At 59.1% G+C, this 24420-nt stretch carries 21 protein-coding genes and 1 pseudogene; 11 read left to right on the top strand and 11 right to left on the bottom strand.

Going from position 1 to position 24420, the window contains the following annotated elements; all coding sequences use genetic code 11:
* From B6V75_RS10130 to arsC, 3 genes are read left to right on the top strand one after another with little or no spacing between them, the layout of a single operon-like run.
* Entirely contained in the window at nucleotides 1-339 is a 339-nt protein-coding gene (locus B6V75_RS10130) for a DUF952 domain-containing protein (RefSeq protein WP_078520541.1), read from the top strand.
* A 5-nt stretch (nucleotides 340-344) separates the two neighbouring features.
* Nucleotides 345-1397: a quinone-dependent dihydroorotate dehydrogenase gene (locus B6V75_RS10125; RefSeq protein ID WP_088719766.1), complete on the top strand. Its 1053-nt coding sequence runs from the start codon at nucleotides 345-347 to the stop codon at nucleotides 1395-1397.
* Nucleotides 1388-1717, top strand: coding sequence for an arsenate reductase (glutaredoxin) (gene arsC / locus B6V75_RS18685; protein WP_168174471.1), 330 nt, complete (start codon nucleotides 1388-1390; stop codon nucleotides 1715-1717). The genes B6V75_RS10125 and arsC overlap by 10 nt, the downstream gene beginning before the upstream one ends.
* A gap of 624 nt (nucleotides 1718-2341) precedes the next feature.
* Here the strand turns inward: arsC and B6V75_RS18860 are convergent.
* Nucleotides 2342-3391, bottom strand: a pseudogene (locus B6V75_RS18860) (recombinase family protein); the annotation flags it as partial.
* Nucleotides 3388-3558, bottom strand: coding sequence for a hypothetical protein (locus B6V75_RS18670; protein WP_168174469.1), 171 nt, complete (start codon nucleotides 3556-3558; stop codon nucleotides 3388-3390). The pseudogene B6V75_RS18860 and the gene B6V75_RS18670, both read right to left, overlap by 4 nt.
* Nucleotides 3559-3874: 316 nt before the next feature.
* Here B6V75_RS18670 and drt3a point away from each other — a divergent pair, with 316 nt between their 5' ends.
* Nucleotides 3875-5107, top strand: a complete 1233-nt coding sequence (gene drt3a, locus B6V75_RS10115) for an antiviral reverse transcriptase Drt3a (RefSeq protein ID WP_088719610.1) — start codon at nucleotides 3875-3877, stop codon at nucleotides 5105-5107.
* A 46-nt stretch (nucleotides 5108-5153) separates the two neighbouring features.
* The gene (gene drt3b / locus B6V75_RS10110) at nucleotides 5154-7106 is read left to right on the top strand and encodes an antiviral reverse transcriptase Drt3b (RefSeq protein ID WP_168174468.1); all 1953 of its coding nucleotides are present in this window, start codon (nucleotides 5154-5156) and stop codon (nucleotides 7104-7106) included.
* Nucleotides 7107-7554: 448 nt separating this feature from the next.
* On the opposite strand, the gene B6V75_RS10105 is transcribed toward drt3b, so the two are convergent.
* The 4 genes from B6V75_RS10105 to B6V75_RS10090 all read right to left on the bottom strand — a co-directional run bounded on the left by B6V75_RS10105 (nucleotide 7555) and on the right by B6V75_RS10090 (nucleotide 11064).
* Nucleotides 7555-7890 carry a hypothetical protein gene (locus B6V75_RS10105; RefSeq protein WP_088719608.1) on the bottom strand — a complete coding sequence of 112 codons (336 nt, stop codon included), beginning with the start codon at nucleotides 7888-7890 and terminating at the stop codon, nucleotides 7555-7557.
* A gap of 107 nt (nucleotides 7891-7997) precedes the next feature.
* Nucleotides 7998-8438, bottom strand: coding sequence for a hypothetical protein (locus B6V75_RS10100; protein ID WP_088719607.1), 441 nt, complete (start codon nucleotides 8436-8438; stop codon nucleotides 7998-8000).
* A 109-nt stretch (nucleotides 8439-8547) separates the two neighbouring features.
* Nucleotides 8548-9036 carry a hypothetical protein gene (locus tag B6V75_RS10095; protein WP_088719606.1) on the bottom strand — a complete coding sequence of 163 codons (489 nt, stop codon included), beginning with the start codon at nucleotides 9034-9036 and terminating at the stop codon, nucleotides 8548-8550.
* A 1113-nt stretch (nucleotides 9037-10149) separates the two neighbouring features.
* Complete coding sequence (locus B6V75_RS10090; RefSeq protein ID WP_146735131.1) at nucleotides 10150-11064, bottom strand: hypothetical protein; 915 nt, start codon at nucleotides 11062-11064, stop codon at nucleotides 10150-10152.
* A gap of 522 nt (nucleotides 11065-11586) precedes the next feature.
* Between B6V75_RS10090 and B6V75_RS10085 the strand changes: the two genes are divergently transcribed.
* From B6V75_RS10085 to B6V75_RS10060, 6 genes are all read left to right on the top strand, one after another.
* Entirely contained in the window at nucleotides 11587-12108 is a 522-nt protein-coding gene (locus B6V75_RS10085; RefSeq protein ID WP_146735130.1) for a hypothetical protein, read from the top strand.
* A gap of 459 nt (nucleotides 12109-12567) precedes the next feature.
* Complete coding sequence (locus tag B6V75_RS10080; protein WP_088719603.1) at nucleotides 12568-13155, top strand: hypothetical protein; 588 nt, start codon at nucleotides 12568-12570, stop codon at nucleotides 13153-13155.
* Between the two features lie 2 nt (nucleotides 13156-13157).
* Nucleotides 13158-13604: a hypothetical protein gene (locus tag B6V75_RS10075; RefSeq protein WP_088719602.1), complete on the top strand. Its 447-nt coding sequence runs from the start codon at nucleotides 13158-13160 to the stop codon at nucleotides 13602-13604.
* Nucleotides 13604-15289: a DEAD/DEAH box helicase gene (locus B6V75_RS10070; protein ID WP_088719601.1), complete on the top strand. Its 1686-nt coding sequence runs from the start codon at nucleotides 13604-13606 to the stop codon at nucleotides 15287-15289. The genes B6V75_RS10075 and B6V75_RS10070 overlap by 1 nt, the downstream gene beginning before the upstream one ends.
* 437 nt (nucleotides 15290-15726) lie before the next feature.
* Nucleotides 15727-17016, top strand: a complete 1290-nt coding sequence (locus B6V75_RS10065; RefSeq protein WP_146735129.1) for a plasmid recombination protein — start codon at nucleotides 15727-15729, stop codon at nucleotides 17014-17016.
* On the top strand, nucleotides 17003-17527 hold the full coding sequence (locus B6V75_RS10060) for a hypothetical protein (protein ID WP_146735128.1): 525 nt from the start codon (nucleotides 17003-17005) through the stop codon (nucleotides 17525-17527). Before B6V75_RS10065 ends, B6V75_RS10060 begins: the two co-directional genes overlap by 14 nt.
* A gap of 172 nt (nucleotides 17528-17699) precedes the next feature.
* Here B6V75_RS10060 and B6V75_RS10055 read toward each other — a convergent pair whose 3' ends face one another.
* The 5 genes from B6V75_RS10055 to B6V75_RS10035 form a co-directional block, all read right to left on the bottom strand.
* A complete protein-coding gene (locus B6V75_RS10055) occupies nucleotides 17700-19796 on the bottom strand; it encodes an exonuclease domain-containing protein (RefSeq protein WP_088719598.1) in 2097 nt (698 codons plus the stop codon).
* Complete coding sequence (locus B6V75_RS10050; protein ID WP_075774064.1) at nucleotides 19796-20185, bottom strand: response regulator; 390 nt, start codon at nucleotides 20183-20185, stop codon at nucleotides 19796-19798. The genes B6V75_RS10055 and B6V75_RS10050 overlap by 1 nt, the downstream gene beginning before the upstream one ends.
* A gap of 4 nt (nucleotides 20186-20189) precedes the next feature.
* A complete protein-coding gene (locus B6V75_RS10045; RefSeq protein WP_075774063.1) occupies nucleotides 20190-20726 on the bottom strand; it encodes a hypothetical protein in 537 nt (178 codons plus the stop codon).
* 9 nt (nucleotides 20727-20735) lie between these two features.
* Nucleotides 20736-22565: a DUF294 nucleotidyltransferase-like domain-containing protein gene (locus tag B6V75_RS10040; RefSeq protein WP_088719597.1), complete on the bottom strand. Its 1830-nt coding sequence runs from the start codon at nucleotides 22563-22565 to the stop codon at nucleotides 20736-20738.
* Nucleotides 22566-22659: 94 nt separating this feature from the next.
* The gene (locus tag B6V75_RS10035; RefSeq protein ID WP_075774061.1) at nucleotides 22660-24399 is read right to left on the bottom strand and encodes a sodium:solute symporter family protein; all 1740 of its coding nucleotides are present in this window, start codon (nucleotides 24397-24399) and stop codon (nucleotides 22660-22662) included.
* Nucleotides 24400-24420: the final 21 nt, after the last annotated feature.

The following is a 24420-nucleotide window of genomic DNA, read 5'->3' as shown; positions in this document are numbered from 1 at the left end:
ATGTTGATTTACAAAATCCTCCGTCGCCCCGAATGGGATGCATTTCGCGAAGCCGGGCACACGCTCGGCGCTCCGGTCGACCTCGCGGACGGCTATATCCATTTCTCCACCGCCGATCAGGTCGTCGAAACGGCTGCGAAACATTTCGCGGGCGAATCCGATCTGGTGCTGGTCGCCTTCGACTCCACCGCGATGGGCGCCGATCTGAAGTGGGAACCTTCGCGCCGCGATCAGCTCTTCCCGCATCTTTACCGCCCGCTGAATCTCAGCGAAGTCGTCTGGGACCACGCCCTGCCCCTGGGCGCTGCGGGCCATATCTTCCCGAAGGAAATGTCGTGACCACCCTGATCGAGCGTGCGGGCCTCGCGGTTTTTCACAAGATCGACCCGGAAAAGGCGCATGGCCTGTCGCTGCGCGCGTTGCGAATGGGGCTCGCGCCCCTGCCCGGCCCGATCACTTTGCCCCGGCTGAAAACCGATCTGGCGGGGATGTCGCTTCTGAACCCGGTGGGCCTTGCGGCCGGCTTCGACAAGAACGCCGAGGCCGTGCCGCAGCTGATGCGCGCGGGCTTCGGCTTCATCGAAGTCGGCGCCGCGACGCCGCGCGCGCAGGAAGGCAACTTGCCTCCGCGCCTCTGGCGGCTGCCCGCTGACCGCGCCGCGATCAATCGCTTCGGCTTCAACAATCAGGGCATGGAGCCGATCACCGAGCGGCTGGCAAAGCGCCCCCAGGGCATTCCGGTAGGCCTAAATCTCGGCGCCAACAAGGACGCCGCCGACCGCGCGAAAGATTTCGCGACCGTTCTGGCCCATGCCGGCCCGCATATCGATTTCGCAACGGTCAACGTCTCCTCGCCCAACACCGAGAAGCTGCGCGACCTGCAGGGCAAAGCCGCGCTGGCGGCTCTGCTGGCAGGCGTGATCGAGACCCGCGACGGCCTCGCGCGGCGTATCCCGGTCTTCCTGAAAATCGCCCCCGATCTGAGCGCCGAGGAACTGGCCGAGATCGCCGAGGTCGCGCTGGAAAGCGGGATCGACGGGATCATCGCGACCAATACGACGCTTTCGCGCGAGGGGCTGACCTCGCCCAACCCCTCCGATCAGGGCGGCATGTCCGGCGCACCGTTGTTTGAAAGATCGACCCGCGTTCTGGCCCAGCTCTCGCGGCATACTGCGGGCGCCCTGCCGCTGATCGGTGTTGGCGGCGTGGGCTCTGCCGAGCAGGCCTACGAGAAAATCCGCGCGGGCGCCTCGGCGGTGCAGCTCTACACCGCGATGGTGTTCTCCGGCCTCTCGCTCGCTGCAGATATCGCACGCGGCCTCGACGCCCTTCTGGAACGCGACGGCTTCGCCAGCGTTTCCGAGGCGATCGGCACCGGGAGAGACAAATGGCTGTAACGATCTGGCACAATCCGCGCTGCTCGAAATCGCGCGAGACGCTGAAACTTCTCGAAGCGCGCGGGATCGCGCCTGCGGTGCGCGACTACCAGAAAGAGCCGCCGACCATGGTCGAACTGCAGGACGCGCTGATGAAGCTCGGCCAGCCCGCCTCCGCCCTGATCCGCTGGAAGGATACCAACCTCTCCAAGGAGGCCGGCGAAAACGAAATCCTCTCGGCGCTCACCGCCAACCCGAAGCTGATCGAGCGCCCCTTGGTGCTGACCGAGACTGCGGCCCGCATCGGCCGCCCGCCGGAAACGGTTCTCGAGATTCTCTGACATCAGGGGCGCGGCCGCACTTCGCCTTGGCCCAAATATCCGGGGGCTCTCCGGAGGAGGTGGGGGCAGAGCCCCCTGTCTAATCGATAGTTGCCTCGTAGAGCTGAAAATATTGCCGATGCTCGGCGTAGCGCCACCTGCGGAAAGCAAAGCGCCGAGATCGGTGAGGATCTCGGCGGCAAGGGCATCTGGTGCGTCTGGGTCGGGTCTCAACTCGACCCGCCTTATTAGTTCTCGGAGGTGCTCGTTGGCCTGGTGAACGAGCTCGGGATCGGCGAGCAAAGTCTCGAGTTCCTGAACGGCACGTGCAAAGAGCGCGGCACTGTCGCTCGGAAGCTGCGGTAGGACCGCGCGGGTTTCCTGATGCTGAGCCAGTTCAGCTTCAAGATCGGCGATCTCGCGTTCGAGGTCTTCCGCGCGCGCTTTGTAAGCGCTGTAGGGTGCGCCTTGCTCGATCGCATCAAAGATCCGTTGGCGGCTCGTACGCGCTTTCTTAAGACGTCGCTCAAGCCGCGTTACGGTGTCTACGCCCTGATCGTTCGCCAGCGCCGTGTACTCCGCCTTCAGCGCGGCGTCGAAGCTCGCGGCCAATTCCGGCGTCAGAAAGGTGCCACGGAGCTTCGCGAAGACACGCGCCTCGATCCGGTCACGGTGGATGGTCGTCTTGTTGCTGCACGCGCCTTTGCGGGCTTCGCGGCAGCCGAAATGGGTTCGTCCGACTTTCACATAAGTCGCGCCGCAGCAGCCGCAGACCAGCAGACCGCTCAGAAGATGCTTGCTGCGCCGGGCCCCGACGGGATTACCCTTGCTTTTGGTCTTCGCGGCTTGGGTCGCAAGCTGCGTCTCCACGCGATCCCAGAGATCTTGATCGACGATCCGTAGCGCCGGAATCTCGATCTCCGCGGCGGCGCTTGGGGTTTCGTAGACTTCCTTGCTGCCGGTTTCCGGATGGTAGCGGCGTGACGTCTTCGCGACGCTTGCAACGCCGATGTAGAGACGATTGCGGAGCATGCCTTCAAACCGTGCAGGATTCCCGCGGATCGTGCTGATATCCCATGTGCCACCGCGCGGGGCCGGAATGCCATCTCCGTTCAGCCGCTTGACGATCGCCTGCGTCGAATGCCCGTCAGCGAACTCGCGAAAGATGCGGCGCACGATGTCCGCCTCCTCGGGATTGATCTCGCGGTTGAGGCCTTCGTCGCCGTCACGCTTGCGGTAGCCGTATGCGCTCGTGTGAAGCCGTTTCCGGGTGAGCCCTTGAACCATGCCACGGCGCGTGTGTTCGCCGATCATCTGCGCATAAAGCTGCGCGCCGAGCGCATTGATCAGCACTTTGAAGAAGTCCTGTTGACCCTCGGCAACCGAATAGAGCTCGGCCTGCTGAAACTGGAACAGCTCGTAGTGATTGAGAGCGTCCGCGATCTTGCGAGTTAGACGATCCACGGCTTCGATGACGATCGCATCAACCCGCCGCGCGTTGACCGCAGCGCACAGCGCCTGGAGACCCTCGCGGCGGGTGTTGCGTCCAGATTTCTCATAGTCGGTGAAACGATGTGTCACCACCCATCCGCGCTCGGCTGCAAAACGCTCCGCCATCGCGACCTGATCGTCGATCGACGTTTGCTTCTGGAGACCGGAGCTGTAGCGAGCATAGATTGCGACGCGTTTCGTCATTGTGCTTCTTCCTTCTTAGGCGCGGCGGGGCTGTTGGCGGGGATCGCATTCGCGAGATCCCGGACAACAGCGCGCGCGAGCAACCGTGCGATCGCGCTGCAGGCTGGTGGCACGATCGTCGCTTCATCGAGTATATTGTTCGCGGCGGTGATGGGGGTGGATGGCATGGCAAGCTCCTTAGTAGAGTGGTCCTACTAAGGAAGCTGGGTTCATCGGTCAGAGCGCGGAAACGCGATCACGAAAAAACTGAAATTCGCGATGCGAAAAGGTCAGCATGAAGCTCGAGTTCATTGCGAACGAAACCGACCTTCGCGCTCGCCTCACGGGCGGACACGCGCTCAATAGGGCGGAAAGCGGTCGCTGGCTGCGATCGCGAAGCACCATGTTTTACTTTCGCTGAACGGACGTTGCCCTTTTCCCAACGCTTCCCCTCCAGCTACTTTTCGACGTAGGGTTGTGGCGAGCTAGCAAGAGTAATTTTTGATGTACGATCCCACATTTGGCAACGCGGCACTTTCAAGGCACCTGAACAAAAGTGATTTTCTAAAGCAGCCTGCACTGAAGAGCGAGGCCCACAAGGAAGCTTTGGTTAATCAGGCAGTCACCACAGCACGAAATGGTTTTTCCTCTCTGCCATTGACGCCCAATAACTTGGCTGGCCGGACCATCTATCAGGTGAATGATTTGGCGAGCGATCTGGTGCTGCGAAAGGCTGCTCAGAACATTCGCAGAATCACAGCATCAAAACAGGGAAGTCGGATCGAGATAGCGCGTCGCCTAAAGTTGCTCTGCGAAGAAGGATTGCCGTTTACTGTTGCAAAGATGGATATCAAGAATTTTTATCCATCCGTTGATCAGGATTTTCTGTCAAGCCAACTCAGCAAAAGGCTCATGACTGCTCCAAGCACGAGGACTGTTGTAAGGTCGCTGATTGAGCAATGTAAACTCAACTCGGTGAACGGCTTGCCTCCAGGCTTGGCAATAAGCGCGGAACTCAGTGAATTCTATTTGCAAGATTTTGACCAAAGAATGCGGGAACAACTAAACGCACACTACTTTGCCCGGTATGTTGATGACATAGTTTTAATCCTACCAGAATTGAAAAATCCGAACTTGCTTAAGGTGCAAATCGAGGAAGCTTTGCCTCTGGGGCTGAAATTGAATTTCTCCAAATCGAAAGTCTACGTCTTCGGAAACACGAAGAAAAAGCCGACATCCGTTGAGCACAGCTTTGATTACCTAGGCTTTAAGTTTAACGTCTTCGAAACCGGGAAAGACCGCCCCTTCGTTCGCAGAGTTGAGTTGGATATCGCTTCGTCAAAGGTCAAAAAGAATAAGACGAGAATCGTGAAATCCCTTCTCCAGTATTTGGCTGACGGAAGCTTTGAAGACCTCATAGGTCGCGTCCGTATTTTGACCTGTGGCTATCAGTTCTTTGACGAAAGACAGCAAAAGAAGCGAAGCGCGGGTCTGCAGCACACGTACAGTCTCATCAACAGTAACGCACCTGCACTCGTTGAGCTTGATAAGTTTTTCTCGGGAATGGTTCTGTGCCGCTCAGGGACGATTGGAGGGAGGCTCGCGTTGGCTCTGACAAACCGTCAAAGAAAAGAGCTTCTCAAGTATTCATTCGTCAGCGGGTTCGCCAATCGCGTTCACTTCCGTTTCAGTGCTGATCGGTTGGCCGACCTAATGGAGTGCTGGAAGTATGTCTAGAAGGAGAAAGTCACGGGTCAACTTAAACCGAGCCGACAAGTGGCGTGTGGTACTCACAGACACGTCACCTTTCGAGGTGCCGATAATCGTAAGCAACGATGGTTTCTACAAGAACCTGCATGGGGTAGCCAAGAAATCGGCGCACTTCCAAGAATTGGTAAACGCCCTTTTGTTGATGGACGACGGCAAGAGCTACACCGTTCCGCTACGGTACAATATCGTCAAAGATTCTCGAAGCGTCAGAACCTTGAGCCTCCTGCATCCGAGGGGCCAGGTCATATTGACTGATTTCTATCAAAAATACGATGAGTTGATCTGCGAGTACTCCGGGCGCGGACCGTTCTCCATTCGTGCGCCGAAGAAAGTTGGGAGTTCCTTTTTTGTACCATCCACAGTGCAAGATAAGAACCAGTACAAGAACGCTACCGTTGATACAGCGGAATTGGACAAACTGGTGCGTAACCCGGCAAGCTATTTCGCATATGCAGGATTTGAGCGCCTCTACAAATTCTTCGCTTCGAGCGACCACATCCGCTTAGAAAAGAAATTTCGTTACCTGTTGTCTTTGGACATTAGTAAGTGTTTTGACAGCATTTACACGCACTCCATGGCTTGGGCCACAAAGAGCAAGGAGGAGGCGAAAGAAAATACGTTTGCGCATAGTTTTGGAAATCGATTCGATAAGGTAATGCAGAGGCTCAACCACAACGAAACGAGTGGAATCTGCATTGGCCCGGAGGCCAGTCGCATCTTTGCGGAAATCATTCTCGCCAAGGTAGATCAAAACGCACGCCGAAACCTTGAAGATAAAAGCCCTCCCATACGTGATGGCGTCGACTATGAGTGCAGGCGGTACGTGGACAACTACTATGTCTTTTCCAATGACCCAGCGATTGCGGAGCAGGTGGAGCACGAGCTATCAATCGCGTTGCGAGAGTACAATCTGCATCTGAATACTGGGAAAAGAGAGTTCGACAAGCGGCCATTCTACTCAAAAAAATCTCTGGTGATCGACGAGATAAATAAATCCCTTGGCGCTCATTGGGAAAAGCTCTTTGAAACTGTTACCCTGCCTGCGAGCGGCAAGAGGGCGTTACTCCCGAAGTATATTTACAAGTATCGATCATTGTTTGGAAAGTTCACCAGAGAGGTTAAGGCAGCATGCTTTTCCTCTGAGCTTGGTTACGACGCGGTAGCAAACTATGTAATTGGCGCGGTTCGTCGGAAAGCAATCGATATAGCTGACGGGTACGGTGATCTTGTTGCGTTGGAAGACAGTCCTGTTGTTGGTCGGGACTATCGGCAAATGTTCTTTTTCCTGCTCGATGTTGGGTTTTACTTCTTTACGCTTCACCCTACCGTCGCGTCATCGCTTCGCCTGTCTCACGCCATCGTGCGCGCTGCGCAGCATTTGCAGGAACATGACCCTGAAGGTTTTGACATTCTCAAAGAAGCCTCCCTTCGTTGGGCGTCACAATTGGCGAGGGCACCTAGCTTCGAAGGCTTGTTCTCGAAAAATTCTGTGATCCCAATCGAGATACTCAACATTCTGGTTAGTCTTCAACAATTTGGGGGCGATGGGCAACTGGAGCACGAGCTGATCTCACTCGCTAAGCTGGACAGGAAGAACCAAGGTTACTTCGAGTTGGTCGTAAAGCTATTCATCTATGGTGATCGACCAGAGTTCGCTGACCAGAGGAACGAAATTTGGGATCTCATCTGTAAGCGAGTTTCGTCCGAGAAGCACCTGAATAGGGATTCTGAAGCAGTGCATCTGTTGCTGGATTCCCTTGCTTGTCCCTATCTAGATAGGGCCAAGAGAGCTAAGTTGCTTCGGGCTTCATGGAACAGGATTGGCGCGAACCCCGGAAACATCACTGTTGCCGAGGCTGAAGCGCTAATCGACGAAATCCAACAGCAGCATTGGTTTGTGCGCTGGGATGGTATCGACCTATTGAACATGATCGAAAAGAAAGAATTGAGCAGCGTCTACGCCTAGGATACCGTGTAGTTGGGTGCCAGCCACGTTTTGCCGTAACTCGTTTTGCGGTACAGACGGGCGATCAAACTGCAGTGTTCAAACACCTATTGATCACATGGATCGTACAATCCGAGTAAGAGGTCGTCTTGAGCAGAAATGCACACACTTACTGTGGCTGGCATCCAAAACGTCAATCCTGTCAATGCCTGGCAAGTGGGCTGCAACCGCAGCATCCCGTCTCACAGATAAACGGCCGCTCTGGGCCGCTAGGGCCTAATTCTATGAGCCACACGCGCTGAGCATCGTGCAAACCAACAGTCTTGAACACACCGCGTCGCTCGAATGGAAGGAAAGTCGGGCGCGCCGGTTCCGGTTGAGTTTGGAGCATATGCGGAAAGGATTTGTTGGCGCGCCCAGGCGGATTACCACCGCCATCTCTTCGACGCCGTTCGGCGTCATATCTTCATCATGCGGCTCGCTGGATGCTGCTCGCGTGCTCGACGCCGAAAGCAACAGCCGTACGGAAGGAACCGTTGATAGCGTCCCGAAGTCGACGCATCGCATTGTCGAGCTTGCGCACAATCGTCTCGTCCGGCTCGATCCGTGCGAGGTGCCGCAGAAGATCGGCGCCCGCTTCGCGAAATTCGTCACCGAGCACCTCGCCCTTGATCACAAGTCGTTCGCAAAGATCGCGATCGCACTCTGCGCCGCGAAGAGCGTCAACCGGCAGCGCAACGAGAGCGTCGATCGCCTCGCGCGCCATGGTGTTCACATCGCCAATCCGGTTCGGTCGTTGAAACATCGGACATCCTCTCATTGCTGAACTGCGGGCGCTGCGGCCCTCATCGAGGGGCCGCAGCGGTGACGGTTCAGCCGATCCCATCAGGATCATTTCCGACCATCAGGGAATCAGGCATCGCAGCGCATCTCGCCAAGCGCATCGAGCGCCTTCTGCGCCCAATATGCTTGTCCTTCGAGCTGCGTGCGGATCCCTCTCAGATCGGTCGCGACGGCACGCATCGCGAGATGCGGCGGGGCCTCTTCGACGGAGAAACGCGGTCCGAGGCGCATGTATCCGTCTTCGAGATAGACCCACTCGAGATCGTCATCGAGCGCGATAAGTGCCCTCGTGATCAGCGTTCGGGTCCGGCCGTTGGCTTCCGTCAGGCGACCAAAGAGTGAGATGTCTTCGAAGCCAGTGAAAAGCATCCAGTCTTCGAGAAGCGGCGCGTTCTCGAGATCTTTTTGGGACGGCTTCGCGGTCGCTCCGTGAACGACGTTTGCGAGCACATTGCGCTCTTTGCGGCGTTCTTCGGCGGTGAGCTCGGAGGGGTGTTTATCGTGGGTCATGGGTAATCTTTCGAAGAAATTGGGGGTCAGGAGACGAAGCAGGGCTGCAAGATCCGCCCGCCTCAATGAGAAGGCGGACGGACGCTGCAGCCCCGATCGGGGGCGCGCTTTAAGGTCGGATGAGAGGTTTCGGGCGGTAGATCGCGACACGCGGCCTCAGTCGCGACCGGACTTCGCGCGGTGCGGTTGCGAGCAGCGTTTCGACAGCCTCGAATTGTTCGCGCTGCGCAGGGCCGAGACGCCCGATACGAGCATTGCGCTCGAACAAGTCGGACCCGGTTGCAATGAAGAGCCGATGCGATGCGCGAAACATCGTCGGACGATAGAGCCCGCAAGCAGCCGCTTGCTCGTCATCTGCAATGACGATGTCATCTTCGCGCAGCAGCCGGCCTTCCGGGCTGACACCCGGCGCGACGATGTTCATCGGTGCATCACCGATCAGTCCGCGCGAGAGGAGCAAGCAAGGACGCGTGCCGGGCGGGATATCGAACTCGCCGTCGCGCCTGCGGTCGGAGCCGTAGGGGAAGCGCATGAGGAAGATATCGCCGGGCTTGAGTTGGCCGCCCGGAAGCAGCCGAAGGTATCGATCGTGGAGCATGAGTGCCTCGTGTCGTTGAGAAGGAAAACGACGCGCGAAACCTCACCAACGAACCCCGATACGCGGCCTCGGAGCTTGGCTTGATTGCGTGCGTCAAAGACGCTGCACGCAAGCAAGACATGCGCCGAGGCCTGCCCTCCCGCGCCCCATTGATCGCTCGCCTGCGGGCAGATCGCGCGGGTACTGGGGAGAGCGTCGAGAGGGGTGACATCCCTCTCGACCCGCCGGGGGCGCCGGAAGAGTTCGGAGAGGGTGGCGAGCGCCTCTTCGATCCGTCGGAAGGACGCCGAGAGGGTCCGGGGAGATTGGCGAAAGTCTCCCCCGGTCCGCCGGACGGGCGCCTTAGGGTGCAGGGAAAGTGGCGAACGATCCCTGCCCTGGGGGTTTGGGGGATGTGGAACTTCCCCCATGCGGCGCGCAGCGGCGCCGGGTCTGGGGCTGTGCCCCAGCGAACGCACGGGACGCGCTATTGGCCGAAGGACGATTGCGCGGGCCGTCTAGTGAGTAGATGGCCCTACGCACCCGTTGAGCGATGGCTTCCGGAATTAGGGAGTGTCTAGGCCAGCTGCGTTTGGAGAGCGGGTGTAAAGACCAGTCGTTGGGAAGGAAGGTCGACGGAGACTGTCATCTGCATGAGACTCCGGCAATCGAAGGGTCACAGCCCAAAGTTGCCACCGGCGAGGGGCGCAGCGTGATTCCCCGCGCCGCTTGGGCGATCGAAACGTGAGTTTCGATCACTAACTTCACGGCCTCAATCTTGAACTCGCGGCTATGCTTCCATCCGATCATATTGTGTCACCAGTTCCTTGGTTACGGACTGATATCCGTGTCCAAGAAACAGGCAGCAGGCCTCATGTGCGATCTTCTGGATGGAGACGATTTCTCATTTTCCCCACTCTTCATGCATCTTGGCGTTGATTAAACCTCACCCTATCGGCTTGGCCGAGTTGAATTCAAACCAAACCCAAAGGGGATAGATATGTCGACGAAAAGTGACATGGACAACCACTCCAACCAACTGAACCCGAACAATGATGCCTACTGGGAGAGCCGGGGCTACGAAGATGGTCGGCCGGACGATTGGGAGGCTCACTCTTGCGACCCGCGAGAATGCTACCTGTTCTGATCTGAAGCCCGCGCAGGCATCGACCTCGGTTCCAAGATAGCTTGCAGCGCCACAAAATAATTATGATATAGCTGGCAGACGTCGAAACTCGAGGCGCCTGCCAGTTCCTCAAGTTTCCGACTAGATCGAGCTATAAATTGGGCGACCATAGCAAACATTCTCCAAGCCCGCCTATCGTCAGGATCCATATCGATACCGACATCCAGCGCATTCATGGTTTGAGCGTGGGAAGGAATTTCAGCTCCTGACAAGAATTTCTTCGCCTCCCGGACTCTAGTGCCCGAAGTGCCGAACGCTTTATGGATGAATTCAATTCTAGTTTCGCATTTGGCTTCTTGGCGAGCATACTCCAAAATGTTAGCCACTGACATTCTCGGATTCGCTTGTCCATCGGCATGGACAAAAAGCAGTTCGATTGCATTCTTAACAAGGACTTTTTGCCCTTTTTCATCTAAGTCTTGATTCCGGGCGCCTTCGGCAACCCAAACCAGTGCAAGCCCCAATACGCCCATCACACCGAGAGCCAGACAAACTTCCTCGGGGATCGAATTTTGTCCATGCAACCGTCGGGCCAAATACTCGAACCATGGACGCCAAATTTGATCATCTGCCGCCTCACATCGCTCCGCAAGGCAACCTAGCCCGCCCTTTTCGATCTCTCTCAGCGTGGCCTGAGAGGCCGCAAGTAAGCTGTACAGACGCTGCTTCGTTTGGGGAGATCGTGCCTCCGGTATCGACAGATATAATTGATACCAGAGCTCCAAACTCACCACTTGCCGCGACACTTGTATTGACGGAGCGTTTGACGCAATTGCCTCAAGTGATTGCCTCAGCACGTCCTCGCGAAGCGCCTCGTCATCTCGAAGCAGATTTCCAATTATCGCACTGGAAAGTTTGGCCATCCGGTTTGCCGATATGGGCTTCCCGTCACAGAGATCCCTCAAAGCCTTGTGGAGAGCCCCGTTCCCCCCCTTCACGCGCACTTCGCTAGGCAGAAGCACCTCTCCAAGAGAAGTAACCCCACAAAGTTTCGTAAATAAATTGATATCTGGGAGTAACATGCTGCCCGAAGCGCGCTCGTAAAGTGAAGAACGGAAACGGCGCTTCAATGCCAAGCAGCAGTTTCCGCATCATTTCTGATGATACTATGTAAAGACAACGCCCTCAGGTAGCAATCCGCCACGAGATCCGCTTTTCCGCCCGCTTGCCGTGGACCGACTACATCAATCGCACAAGGCGCGTTTCCCTAAGCGCACTGTCCGCAACCTGCGTATTGCTGTCGCTCGTCGAGACAGTAGCGAAGGGCCGCTCTCTGCCCTCAAATGCCAGGTTGCTCACGCCGTGGTGCAACTTAACGAGACTTAACATTCGTCGTATTTTTGGCTCTTGTGCGGATCGTGAATGGGAGTGAGATTGATCACAAGATGATCAATGACCATACAACGGTAAGTTTTGAACAGATGAAAGGGGCTATCGGCTCGCTGATCTTCTTATGGTCGCAGATCGAAAGAGAATTGGCAGTGTCCTTGGATGCATTGCAGATTAAAGGTTCAGGTTCATCAAAGCCCGCGCACGGGATCGCTCGGAAGCTCGACCTCTGGTCTGGCCAAATCCAGCCTCTCGACGGACAGCGTGAGCTGGCTTCAAGACTGACGGATGTTCTTGCTGCTCATCTCAGGGAAGCTCTATCCGTCAGGAACCTCGTCTGTCACGGTCTCATTGGGATCACCGCGAAGATCCATCCAGAAGGCAATGAGGCTTACCTCACTGTGGAGCTGGGTGACATCAGCAAAAGCCTGACCTGGACGGAGTTGCAGATAATGTTCGGGTGGATGTCGAGGGCGCACTGGTTAATTCGAGATTTGACGACTGCCTCACTTGAGCCAGACCACTTGCGTGCCGAAAACTTGCTTCGTGGATGGCAAGGATTTCCAGACCTCAACTGACGGCCCATTCCGGACCTTGGGACTTGGTTACCACGCCACGGCGCAGCTGCACCGAAGCGGTCATTCGTGCGCCGCGCAGCATTTTCCGACAGCCAAGGTCCGCTGAGCGGACCTTTCTGCCATTGGCCTTGCTGCCCGGGCCGAGTGCGAGCGGCCCAATACAGACTTCCGACTCAGAGTCTCCAAGTTGCGGTGCGACGTGTTGAACTTGTCGTCGCAGTTTTGCCGGACGCGTCCGCCAACTGGCCCCGAATCAGGATCGGTTGCGTTCGCGGTCGCTCCTCGGGAATTTTCTACCTAGATCCTCGATGAATGGATATACTGAGACCGATGTTGTGGGTGCCGCGATACCGCGCCCAAGATGTGCGAGTTTGACAACCCTGCGCTGCAGTGCATGCGTGGGTGCCGACGGCTGATTCATAGTATGCTTGGCGGAGGTTTCGATGGTGGAGGTTCTTTATGAAGATCGAGATGGAAATTGATGATGAATTCTTTGACGGCATCAATGCCGATCTAAAGGAGCAGATATTTGATGATGAAGCGAAGCGCCAACTTCTAATCAAACTTGCCGTCAGAGAAGTATCTGGCTGGATAAGTGGAAGGAATGTCTACCTGTCCCTGACCGAGCAGTACACCGAATGGCTCATGGAGCTGCTTCAAATTTTCTATCCAGACGACCCTCCGAGCGCGGAGCGGATTTTCAACAGTTTTTCGGTTCCTTATGGACGCGCTGCATACATTTCGCGAGTTCTTTTGGAGACACAGCAGACAACCTGGCGCGAAAAGGGACGCGATAACCTCGCAAGAGGCCTGCGAAACAAGCAGGCGGAAGCGCAAGATCACATCGATAATGGCGACCCGACCCAGTATGTTCCGGTGTCTCTCGACAAGATTTCCTATCGCGAACTGAGCGTGATTATCGACGAGTTGCTGGCCGAGGACGATACGCTTCCTACACCGGTCAACAAGAGCACGTCTCCGGGCCGAAAGACTGTGGATATTCCCTCCCAGCTATTCGCACTAATCATCGATAAGATTGAGGGCTGACAATGGATCAAGCGACGCTCACCTCTCTCGTCGGCTCACTCTTGAGCTTGTTCGGTATACTGATCAGCCTTTTCTCCGTCCATCTCGGTAATTGGTTGGCCAAGCTCCAGGCTATTCGCGCCAAATGGCAGACAAATCGGGGATCAAGCGCTGAGGCCAAGGCCGCCAAACGGGAATGCCGGTATGATTTCGCAGAGATCTATAATTGGCAGCCCTTCGTTATGACGGTCATACTTCTTGGCTTCGCCGCTGCGGTTCTCTGGTTTTTTTACGACGTACAGAGTTCCGAGGCGATCACTTTTCCAAGTATATTCGATTATGTGTTCTACGGTTTCTTTGCCGTCCTGATCGCGCTTTCGCTGTTTTTGCTCTGCAGCGGTTATAACGTTGGAGAGTATCTCAGGAAGGAAATCGAAAAAGAATTCCCGGCACCAGCGAAGAGTTCCTAGTGCCTGATTTGAACAGAGCGGCGCTGTCAGTTCCCGCTTTCCTAAAGAGAGCTCTCCGGGCGGGACACCACATTCAGCCCTATGATGCCCGGGCCTATCAGATCACGGCCGCCCGAAAGTGCGCGTCGGCCCTGCTCGACGGCCGTCATTCGGTCCTCACCTTGCCGACGGGCACAGGAAAAACCCTGATCTGCGGGATGGCAGCAGCGGTCTACCTGAGAGAGAACCCGGGCGAGAGGGTTGTCGTCACCGCGCCCCGTCGCGCTCTCATCAGCCAGCTAGCCACGCGATCACGATGGCTGAACCCGACATCGCCCACACGGGCCATCGGGACCGATCCAAGAGAGAATGATCAGCATGTGCGGGCGGCATTTGCCCACGCCGAGGTCATATTCTCAATGCCGGAGTTTCTTACGCGCCGTATCCGCCAGGATGTGATCCGTGAGGATAGAGTTGCGGACATCGGGCTTCTGATCGTCGATGAGTTTGATGCCTTCCTGACGCAGAGATATCTCGCCTCGGGCGTGCGGGTAAGCTTCCACGAGGCTTTCCAAAGCCTTCTCGATGCCGTGCCGGAGAGCTGCCGGATACTCATGGTCAGCGCGACCACACCTGAGAAGCCGAAACCCGCGATAAGGTCCGAAAAAAGTAATGACTATGAAAAACAGATGGACAACAGCATCCAGGCTGCCTTCCGGGGCTTTCTGGATACAGAATTCGATCCGAAATACGTGGAGATACAGGAACGATACTATCGGGATTTCATACCGCATGCTGAAATCCATGCCGTTCCCGTAACGGATCGGGAAGTCATTAAATTTGATGCAGCCGTCCGGAGTGAATTCGGCCTTCTCGTGAACTGGATCTCCGGCGCGCTGCAGACGCATATCGATCCAAACTATGTGCTCCCGAGGCTCGATAAGATTCTATCCGGCGAAATGAGCATTGCGCCCTTTGGTCCCCGACTCCGCAAGGGATCGAAGTCGGTCGTGGCTGGCCTTCTGTCACGCCTCCAGATGATTAATCACATCCCGGATTTCCTTTTCGAGGACATGTTCAGGGACTTCGCATACTACTCGGACGAGACGAGTAAGTATGACAACAGTCTCACGAAAAGGCTTCCAGTTTCAGCACTTCGGATCGAAGAGCCCGGACGTAGCCGGGACGGTCGCGTCGAGATGTGGCCCAGCCTTCGCGGAAAACGCGACGTCCTACTCAAGATCGTTCGCCATCATAAGGGCCAGAAGGGGGTTCTGTTCTTTCGCAACATAAGGGTCTTGAATGCAGTGAAGGACGAGCTGATCGCACTCGGATACCGCGTTGCAATTGTACACGGCAAAAACCGGCCTGATCTCAATGATCGTCGGCTCAACTTGTTTCGCCGTGAAGAAAACATTCTGCTACTGATCACCCGTGATACAGGAAAGCGCGGCCTGGACCTTCCGGAAGCTGACTATGCCATCTTCTACAGCCCGAAGGCCCGAGAAGACGTTACGTGGCAGGAAGTCAGCCGAATCCGAAGCACCGTCACGTCAAAGAAAGCATCTTACTTTCTCTTTTATGAGAGTACTTCTGAACAGGATAAGATGGCGGCAATGTTGGAAGCCTTGGAGCGCACCACACATTCGAAGAACATAGGGCTGTTGAACCCTTCTGCAATCGATCGGGAACCGTTCACTACCTAAGGATAAGGCTTCCGCATCCAGATCGAGGCTGCGCCCCAGGTCCATATCCTAGTCTGGCTGTTTGGCCTGCGTCTCCCTTATCCTGTCAAGCGTGGCCTCGATCGTAGGCGCAGTTTCACGCCAATACATCGAAGTGGTAGACCGACCATAACGCGGCCCGCCGCAACGCGTGCCTTGGAGAAACTGCAGCCTGATCCTAAACTGACCAGACCATGAACAGAGCTGACCTATATGCGAGGACATATCGGGGGCAGGGTCAGCAGGCACGGCGAAAGTCGCCTTTCCGCCCTTTATGGCCGAGCCTCCTCTGGTCGCTTTGGCATCCCCGACACCCGTCTCGCAGGCACCTCCACGGATGGATACCGGGGAAAATTCACAGCGATTTTTGCGCCAGATGACATGAACCCACCTCGATCTCACAAACACGGAGATCGACCATGTCATCAGCAACGAAAACCCACTACCCAATCGTCATGCGCATGCAAGGGATGCACCCTCGCAATCTTGCTGGCTACGAGAAGCACCGGATGCGCAGTGGGGGCGATCACGGCCATTGTGACAGCAGCCTCATGGCGCAAAACCGGCGCCTCATTGGTTCGAAAACCTGGGCAGAAGATGCTTGGGACGAGATTCAAGACATGCGCCACGCCAACCATCTTCTCGAACTGGAGCAGCTGCGCCGCCGGCGTCGGAAGACGGAACTTAAGAATGCACTTTTCCGTGGGCCGCGCGATCCCTGGCGGGCAACCCGAAACGGTCCGCTGCGCGAAATCATTATGACGGTAAACAAAGAATGGTTCGACAAAGACCTCACCAAGTTTTTTGGGGAGAGCGGACCGACGCGAGAAATGCAATTCGAGACTCGGGCTAAGGAGTGGCTCTTGACCAACTTCGGCGACGACTGCGTTCACGCACGCGCTGATCTCGACGAAACAGCATATCATATCCACGCCGTGATCGTTCCTCGTGCCGTAACCAAGGATGGTCGGCGAATGCTGCAGCCGGCGGTCCATCCGCTGATCCGCAATTATGAAAAAGCTCAAGATAGCGTTGGTGAATGGTTCGCAGGGATCGGGCTCCAGCGCGGCGAGCGTCGCAAGCAAGCCCTGAGGGAGGCTCTCAAGCACAACAGGAAAGTCCGCGATGCGCGCGCGAAAGGGGTGACCGATCCTGGAACCGAGATCGCGTTGCCGAAGCATCGCGAACACGTCAGCCCACGGAAATGGCGCGAGAGCCAGGAGATTGAACTCGCCACTCGCGACAAGGCGGTGAAGCAGTCCGAGAAAACCCTCGCTGCTGAAAAATCGGCGCTCGCAGATCAAGAGCGTACCGTCACGCAGCGGCAGCGAGAGGCTCAGTCCGTGCTCGATGTCGCGGCTGCGGTGGCTAAAGGCCGCGTGGATATTGTCTCCGACATGGACGAGACCGTGCGACAGGACGCTCTCGTCGATACGACATCGCCGGTGCGGGCGCTTTTTGGACGCGCTTTGGAAGTTCTCCGCCAACAGGCACGCAAAGAAGCGCGCGCGGAGCTCACTGATGAGTTCACGCAGATCGAGGCGGCGGACGCTGCGCTTCGCGAGATCGCGAAAACGCTGCCAGACAAAGCCCGGCATCGTCTCGCACAAGCGCGCAGATCGCTGTCATTGCCACTGAATGCGCTTCGGCGTCGTTTGACGCGCGCCCATTCGGACAACACCGATCGGGGCCCGGATGAGAAAACGTGAAAAAGTTCGCGAATTCGATTTCCGCGCGCAGCGCGATGAACCCACCTCATCATCAGCAACCAAGAAGCCTCGCGACAGGCGCGCGGCAGACGCTGCAAAGACCGCCAGAAAAGGATTAGACTACATGGCACAGAAAAACCGGCATCCCGTCATCGACTGGAACCGCATGACCGACCGCCAGCGCCAAATGAAAGCGCGCGCGGAGAACCTCACGGCGCAGATCGCTCTCGACCAGCACCGGGAGCACGACCGCGCGAACAAAGCCCTTTTCGCAAGCCTCGAGAGCGTCTTGGCCCGACTTGCGGGCACGCCCAAAGCGGAAGAGTTCTTCCGCCTGTTCAGCGAAACCGCCACGCAGGCAAACGCCAAGCGGATCGCCAATCATCCTGACTGCCCGGACGTCGTGCGCGACGAGATCGCGCAGCGGATCGAAAAGACTGGCGCCACCAATGGCAAAGAAGGCGTTGCACGCGCTGCGCTCGGGAAGCCGGACAACGCCAGCGAAGGCTGACGAGGCTTAGATCACGCAAAACGAACAGGAAAAGGGCGCGGTGTATTCCGCGCCCTTTCTCGTTATCACCGGCTGCTCAGTGGCTCGGCAGCCACGGACGCGGTCTGGTACGATTAGCCAGCTAAGCACTGCAGAGGCACTCCGCTGACAACTATCGGTCGGGCTAGGCCCCCTACCCGTTCAGATCCTTGATCAGTCGCCCGTGTTTGCGCAGCTCGGCCACCAATTCGCCGAAGGTCCGCAAGCCCCGCGCCTGCAGCGCCGGGAGCATCTTCAGGAAGGCATCCGCCGTCGCGACCGTGTCGCCGATCGCGGTGTGACGCGCCTCCTCGGGGATGGTGATGCCGAGGCGATGGGTTAGCGCGTCGAGCGTGTGGCTCTCGGATTGCCCGAACACCACCGCCGACAGCAGCACCGTGTCGAGGATCGGATGGTCGAACCGTTCGCCGATCGCCACCTCCTTGCGATGCAGGAATTCCATGTCGAAGGGCGCGTTATGCGCGATCAGCACCGCGCCCTCGGCGAAACGATGGAAGTCGCGCCCCACCTTGGCAATGTCGGGCGCGCCTTCGACCATCGCATTCGAGATGCCATGCACCTCGGTCGAGCCGGGCGGAATCGGGCGTTTGGGATCGACGAGCGTGTCGAAGACCTCGGTATCGATCCGCCGCCCGTTGACGATGCGCACAGCGGCGATCTGGACGATCTCATCGCCCTCGGTGGGCAGCAGGCCGGTCGTCTCGGTGTCGAACACGACATAGGTCAGATCGGTCAGTGGCGTGTCGGCGATCTCGGCGACGCGCTCGCGCGCAAGCAGGTCGAAATCGTAGACCACCGCGCGCGGCACCGGCTTCGGGCGTTTGGTGACATGGCGCGCCTCGCGGAGCGGGATACACAGGCGCGCACGCGTGTCGCCCAGCTTCTCGGGCCAGATTTCGGCGGCATGGGTGGTGAGCACCCGGTGCCCGGTCACATCTCCCAGCCCGGTGTCGAGCGGTTCGGCAAGCCAGCGCTCCAGCTCTCCGATCGGAAGCGGAGCGCCTTCCCATTCCAGCGCGATCAGCGCGCCGGGGCCGTCCTCTGTAATCTCCAGCCGGAAGTCGCGCCGGTCGGTCAGGCGACGCACCAGACCCGCCAGAAGCGCGACCATCTCGAAACCCTCGCAGCGCAGCATCAGCGCGGCCGTGACCGGGAGAATCGCTCCCCCTTCGGCGGCTACCCGCGCGGCCACCGCCTGCCCCAGATCGGAGGCGCGGATCATCGCGAGCGGCCACCAATCGGCGCGGTTCGCCTCGTGGCGCTCGAAAAATTCGTGGATCGCGGCGGAGAGGTGATGCGCCTCGGAATTGGCGGCCTCGCGAACCCGGTCCCGCTCCGGACCCGGGGCGGGCCCGTCGTCGGCGGTCAGGACCCCGATCAGCGATTGCAGCGCGGCGGCCGGGCGGCGGATGCGGTCGAACAGCTCATCCATCAACTGCTCGCGCTGCGCATGAGCGGCCATGTCGCCCGAGACGTCGCGCAGCGTCAGCACGTAGCCCGGGCGCGTCGAGACGTAGTGATCCTCACCCTCCGACAGCAGCCGCATCCGGGCGGCGAGCACGCGCCCCTCCGCCTTGGTCGAACACAGCAGATCCGAGGCCGCATCGGGGTCTTCCGTCGCCAGAAGACGCTCATAGGCATGGGCGATGGGCGGCTGGTTGAGGTAATCGAAAACGCGCCGATCGAGCCCCGGCGCATGGGCCGAGCCCAAGAGCTCCACCGCCTGCCCGTTATAGAAGGCCAGCTGATGATCGGCCGTGCAGAGCAACACGCCCACCGGCACATCCGACAGCAGCGTCTCGAGCCGCTCCTTCTCCTGCGCGAGCCGCGTCGTCTCGCGCTGCACGGCTTCGGTCAGGGCGTTGCGGGTCTCCGACAGATGACGCGTGACGGAGGCCGCGGCGGGAGCCAGATCGCCCAGATGGCGCGCGATATCGACATCCATCTCGCCCTCGATCTCGGCGGTGGTGCGGGCGCGCAGCATCCCCGAGAGCCGCTCGATCGGTTTGGCCACGTTCTCGTCGAACAGAAACCAGATCCAGGCGATCAGCCCAAGGATCGCGAAGCCCGCGACCGTGCCGCCGATCACCATAGCGTTCAGCAAATCGGGACCGCCAAGCCGGGTGAAGCCGAACCACAACCCCGCCACCAGCGCCGCGAGATTGCCGAGCGCGAGCGCGGCGAAGAACAGGAACACCCGGGTGCGCAGGGAGAGCCGGGTGAGATCCATCAGGCCGTCTCCCCGTCGAGAATACGGTGGACCTCCTCGCGCAATTCGCGCAGTTCGAAGGGTTTGGCGATGAACCCGTCAGCTCCGAGCGCGAGCCCCTTGCGGCGCTCCATCGCGGAGCCGCGCGCGGTCATCATCAGGATTTTCACATCGCCGAGGCCCTTGTCGGCGCGCACGCCTTCACAGATCTCGTAGCCCGACACTTCGGGCAGCATCACGTCGAGAAGGACCAGATCGGGGCGGGTCTCGCGGATCTTCTCCAGCGCGCCGCGCCCGGTGTCGATCCGGTCATGCTCGTAGCCCTCGCGACTCATCAGGTAGTCGAGCGCGATCGCGATATTGTCCTCGTCCTCCACGATCAGGACGCGATGTTTCCTCCCCCCCGGCATGGTTTCATCCTCCTGCGCATACCGCTTTCAGCCCCGGGTCGTCGGGCGTGAGCTTCAGCCAACCGCCGCCCGACAGCTCTCCGTCTTTCGACAGCGTGGCTCCGTTCACCAGATCGGCGCGGCTGTCGGTCTTGCAGTCATAGACCGTCGGCACGGTCTGCAAATTCTGCCAGCGTCCGATCAGCAGCAGATCGGTCTCGACGAGTTCCGGCTTGCCCACGACAGGATGTTCCACCTTGCCGCCATCAACCGCCATGAAACGCGTGACCATCGGCACAAGGTAGGTCCAGGGCCGCCACGGCACGCTTTCGTCGATCTTCTGCAGCACGACGACCGTGTCGGGCATCTCGGAGCGCATTTCGGGAAACCACGAATATTCGCTCCAGATCGTATAGCCGATCAGCGCCGCGCCAATTGCTGCCGGCATCACCCATTTCGGCAGCTTCTCGCCGCGGATCCGCTTGCTCAGATGCGACAGCAGAAAGACCACGAGGGCGGCCAGCAGGCCCGCGGCAATGGTCGAGATGAAATCGTTCGTCATTAGCTCTCCTCAGCTCATCGCGCCTTTGCCGTGACCGGCGGCCGATTGCATCGTTCGCACCACAACGAAAGCGTCGCGCAGATGCGAGCGTTCGAAATCGGACAGGTCCGAGGGTGCAAGATAATTGTCGGGCTTGCGCCCCGAGCGCGCGAGATGCGCCTGGTTCTCCAGTCGCATCGACGCGATCAGATCATAGGCCTCGACCAGATCGCGCGCGCCGGAATGGCTCAGCACGCCTGCATGTTCCGCCTCGATCAGGCGCGCGCGGGTGTTCACCTCCGGCAGGCGGCCCTGCAGCGCGTAGATGCGCGCCAGATCGGTCACTGGCACCACGCCGTTATGCTTCATGTCGATATGATTGCGATGCTCGCCCGAGCGGATCGTGGCGAAACCCCGGATCAGGCCCAGCGGCGGGTGATGCTTGAGGCTGTTGGCGATCATGTGCGCCACGAAGATCGAGTTCTTCGCCGCCTTCGCCAAGGTTTCTTCCTGCAGCTGCTGGAACAGCGTCGCCCCGTTGCCGCCGATCGCGCGCAGGTCGAACATCACCGAGGCGAGCATCTGCGCTTCGGGGTTGGGCTTGGCGATCCAGCCGTTGAAATAGTCGCGCCAGACGCGGACCGGCTGACACCAGCGCGGGTTCGTCGCCATCATGTCGCCCGGGCAATAGACGTAACCGCAGGCGTCCAGACCATCCGAGACGATCTTCGCGAACTGGCGGAAATACTCCATATCCGCTTCGGTCACGGCGTCGTCGAGGATCAGGCAGTTGTCCTGATCGGAGACGCCGGTCTGCTCCTGTCGGCCCTGCGATCCGCAGGCCATCCAGAGATAGGGCACAGGCGGCGGCCCCAGCGTCTCTTCGGCCATCTTCAGCAGCCGGCGCGTGACTGCATCGGCGATATCGGTGATCAGCCGCGTGATGACCTCATGGGCGTGATGCCCGCCCACGAGCTGCACCAGAAGCTGCGGGATGCGCGCGGTGACGGCGGCCATTTCGGCCACCGTTTCGGCGCCCGCCACATCGCGGATCAGCACGGCCGAACTTACGGCCTGAAAGCGGGTCAGATCGGTCTGGGTGATCATGCCCACGAAGCGCCCGCGATCGGTAATCGGCAGGTGCCCGACGCGCTTTTCCAGCATGACATGCAGAAGGTCCGTCCCCAGCCCGTCGGGCGTCAGCGTCACCGGATCGGGCGTCATCACCTCGCCTACCGGCGTGTCGGGTGCGCGCCCCTCGGCCAGAACCTTGTTCGACAGGTCGCGCACGGTGACGATCCCAACCAGCGCGCCATTCGCATCGGTTACGCCCAAAGAGGAGATATGTGCGTCGCGCATCTGCCGCGCGGCCTCGGTCACGGTGGTCTCCGGCGCGCAGCCCATCGGCTCCTGCGCCAGCAGATCAGCGATCTTCATCGTCGCGATGGAGTTGGTGCGGCTCTCGCCGCCGCGCACCCGGTTGAAGAACCGCGCGAAGGCGGGGGTGTTCTGCGACAGCTCCCGGAATTCGTCGACAGGCAGTTCCAGCAGCACGGTCTCGGCGGTCGTGCGCGCGGTGGTCGCGGCGAGCCCGTCGCGCATCAGTCCGCGCTCACCGAATGTGTTGCGCGCACCGAGGATCGAGACCAGTGCTCCGTTCTGGTCGGTCACTTCGACCGATCCGCGCTTGATCAGATAGATGCCCTTGAGCGGCTCGCGATAGGAATAGACGGTCTGCCCGGCGGGCAATTCCCTGCGACGGAAGGAACTGGCGACACGCTCCAGCTCGTTGCGCGGCAGATTGTCGTAAGGGTGGACGCCTTCGAGAAATGCGAGGATCGGGGTCAGATCGGCGGCCATGATCTTTTCCTTCGGGAAGTGGCGGCGCCCCCCCGGGGCGCCTGCCGGATTTTCGAGGGGCGGGACGAGGGTTCCCCCGTCCCGCGCCGCTGTCTCAGTGGTCGACTGCCGCACCGGCGCCTTTCGGCACGCGGATCGACTCGACGAGCTCCTGGATGTCTTCCGGGGTCTCTTTCGTCGCGTTCGAGACGAAGTAGGCGACGATGAAGTTCAGGACCGCACCGATCACGCCGAAGGACGTCGACTTGATCGAGAGGATCATCGGGTTCGCATCCGAGAACATGTTGGTGTCGGGGATGAAGAACCAGCCCTTGTGCAGGAAGATGTAGACCAGCGTGGTGATCAGGCCGGTCAGCATGCCCGCGACGGCACCGGTGTTGTTGATGCGCTTCGTGAAGATGCCCATCATCAGTGCCGGGAAGATCGACGACGCCGCCAGACCGAAGGCCAGAGCCACCGTCTGCGCCGCGAAGCCGGGCGGGTTCAGACCCAGATAGGTCGCGATCGCGATCGCAACGGCCATCGAGATACGGGCGGCCAGAAGCTCGCCTTTTTCCGAGATGCCCGGGTTGATCTGCGACTTGATCAGGTCATGCGAGACCGCCGACGAGATCGCCATCAGAAGGCCCGCAGCGGTCGACAGAGCCGCAGCCAGACCACCGGCCGCCACCAGCGCGATCACCCAACCCGGCAGGTTGGCGATCTCGGGGTTGGCGAGGGTGATGATGTCGCGGTTCACGGTCAGTTCGTTGGTGTCGCCCGCATTGTACTCGATGCGACCGTCGCCGTTCTTGTCGTCGAAGGACAGAAGACCGGTCGCGGCCCAGTTGCGCACCCACGACAGGTTCTGATCGTTCTCGATCGCGGTCATCTCCACCGCCGGCTCGTTCACGCCATTGGGGTAGAAGGTCGAGATCAGGTTCAGACGCGCCATCGCACCCACAGCCGGAGCGGTGAGATAGAGCAGCGCGATGAACACCAGCGCCCAACCCGCCGAGGAGCGCGCGTCGGCGACCTTCGGAACGGTGAAGAAGCGCACGATGACGTGGGGCAGACCGGCGGTGCCGACCATCAGCGTCATGGTGAACAGGAACATGTTGAGCATCGTGTCATGCTGGCCGGTATAGGACGCGAAGCCCAGATCGGAGACCAGACCGTTCAGCGTCGACAGGATCGGCTCGCCGGTGTTCACGTCGTTCGAGAACAGGCCCAGGCCCGGGATCGGGTTGCCGGTCAGCTGCAGCGAGATGAAGATCGCCGGGATCGTGTAGGCGATGATCAGCACGACGTACTGAGCCACCTGCGTGTAGGTGATGCCCTTCATGCCGCCCAGAACCGCGTAGAGGAACACGATCGCCGCGCCGATGAAGAGGCCGGTGGTGTTGTCGACTTCGAGGAAGCGCGAGAACGCGACGCCCACGCCGGTCATCTGACCGATAACGTAGGTGATCGACGCCACGATAAGGCAGACCACGGCCACGGTGCGCGCGGTTTGCGAGTAGAAACGGTCGCCGATGAATTCCGGCACGGTGAACTTGCCGAACTTGCGCAGGTAAGGCGCAAGCAGCATGGCCAGCAGCACGTAGCCGCCAGTCCAGCCCATCAGGTAGGCCGAGGTGTCGTAGCCGCCAAAGGCGATGATGCCCGCCATCGAGATGAACGACGCGGCCGACATCCAGTCAGCGCCCGTAGCCATGCCGTTGACGACCGGGTGAACGCCGCGACCGGCGGCGTAGAATTCCGACGTGGAACCCGCACGGGCCCAGATCGCGATGCCGATGTAGAGCACGAACGTCGCGCCAACCACCAGCAGGTTGAGGGTAAACTGATCCATATCCCTCTCTCCTCCCTGAGA

The sequence above is a fragment of the Thioclava sp. F1Mire-8 genome, assembly GCF_002213165.1.
Classification (GTDB): domain Bacteria; phylum Pseudomonadota; class Alphaproteobacteria; order Rhodobacterales; family Rhodobacteraceae; genus Thioclava; species Thioclava nitratireducens.
This window is presented reverse-complemented; position numbering and strand designations above follow the sequence as displayed.

What these genes read in the sequence shown, in the direction of transcription:
- B6V75_RS10130 (WP_078520541.1), top strand. Translation starts at nt 1, where the DNA reads ATGTTGATTTACAAAATCCTCCGTCGCCCCGAATGGGATGCATTTCGC.
- arsC (WP_168174471.1), top strand. Translation starts at nt 1,388, where the DNA reads ATGGCTGTAACGATCTGGCACAATCCGCGCTGCTCGAAATCGCGCGAG.
- B6V75_RS18670 (WP_168174469.1), bottom strand. Translation starts at nt 3,558, where the DNA reads ATGCCATCCACCCCCATCACCGCCGCGAACAATATACTCGATGAAGCG.
- drt3a (WP_088719610.1), top strand. Translation starts at nt 3,875, where the DNA reads ATGTACGATCCCACATTTGGCAACGCGGCACTTTCAAGGCACCTGAAC.
- B6V75_RS10105 (WP_088719608.1), bottom strand. Translation starts at nt 7,890, where the DNA reads ATGTTTCAACGACCGAACCGGATTGGCGATGTGAACACCATGGCGCGC.
- B6V75_RS10100 (WP_088719607.1), bottom strand. Translation starts at nt 8,438, where the DNA reads ATGACCCACGATAAACACCCCTCCGAGCTCACCGCCGAAGAACGCCGC.
- B6V75_RS10095 (WP_088719606.1), bottom strand. Translation starts at nt 9,036, where the DNA reads ATGCTCCACGATCGATACCTTCGGCTGCTTCCGGGCGGCCAACTCAAG.
- B6V75_RS10090 (WP_146735131.1), bottom strand. Translation starts at nt 11,064, where the DNA reads ATGGCCAAACTTTCCAGTGCGATAATTGGAAATCTGCTTCGAGATGAC.
- B6V75_RS10085 (WP_146735130.1), top strand. Translation starts at nt 11,587, where the DNA reads ATGATCAATGACCATACAACGGTAAGTTTTGAACAGATGAAAGGGGCT.
- B6V75_RS10080 (WP_088719603.1), top strand. Translation starts at nt 12,568, where the DNA reads ATGAAGATCGAGATGGAAATTGATGATGAATTCTTTGACGGCATCAAT.
- B6V75_RS10075 (WP_088719602.1), top strand. Translation starts at nt 13,158, where the DNA reads ATGGATCAAGCGACGCTCACCTCTCTCGTCGGCTCACTCTTGAGCTTG.
- B6V75_RS10065 (WP_146735129.1), top strand. Translation starts at nt 15,727, where the DNA reads ATGTCATCAGCAACGAAAACCCACTACCCAATCGTCATGCGCATGCAA.
- B6V75_RS10060 (WP_146735128.1), top strand. Translation starts at nt 17,003, where the DNA reads ATGAGAAAACGTGAAAAAGTTCGCGAATTCGATTTCCGCGCGCAGCGC.
- B6V75_RS10055 (WP_088719598.1), bottom strand. Translation starts at nt 19,796, where the DNA reads ATGGATCTCACCCGGCTCTCCCTGCGCACCCGGGTGTTCCTGTTCTTC.
- B6V75_RS10050 (WP_075774064.1), bottom strand. Translation starts at nt 20,185, where the DNA reads ATGCCGGGGGGGAGGAAACATCGCGTCCTGATCGTGGAGGACGAGGAC.
- B6V75_RS10045 (WP_075774063.1), bottom strand. Translation starts at nt 20,726, where the DNA reads ATGACGAACGATTTCATCTCGACCATTGCCGCGGGCCTGCTGGCCGCC.
- B6V75_RS10040 (WP_088719597.1), bottom strand. Translation starts at nt 22,565, where the DNA reads ATGGCCGCCGATCTGACCCCGATCCTCGCATTTCTCGAAGGCGTCCAC.
- B6V75_RS10035 (WP_075774061.1), bottom strand. Translation starts at nt 24,399, where the DNA reads ATGGATCAGTTTACCCTCAACCTGCTGGTGGTTGGCGCGACGTTCGTG.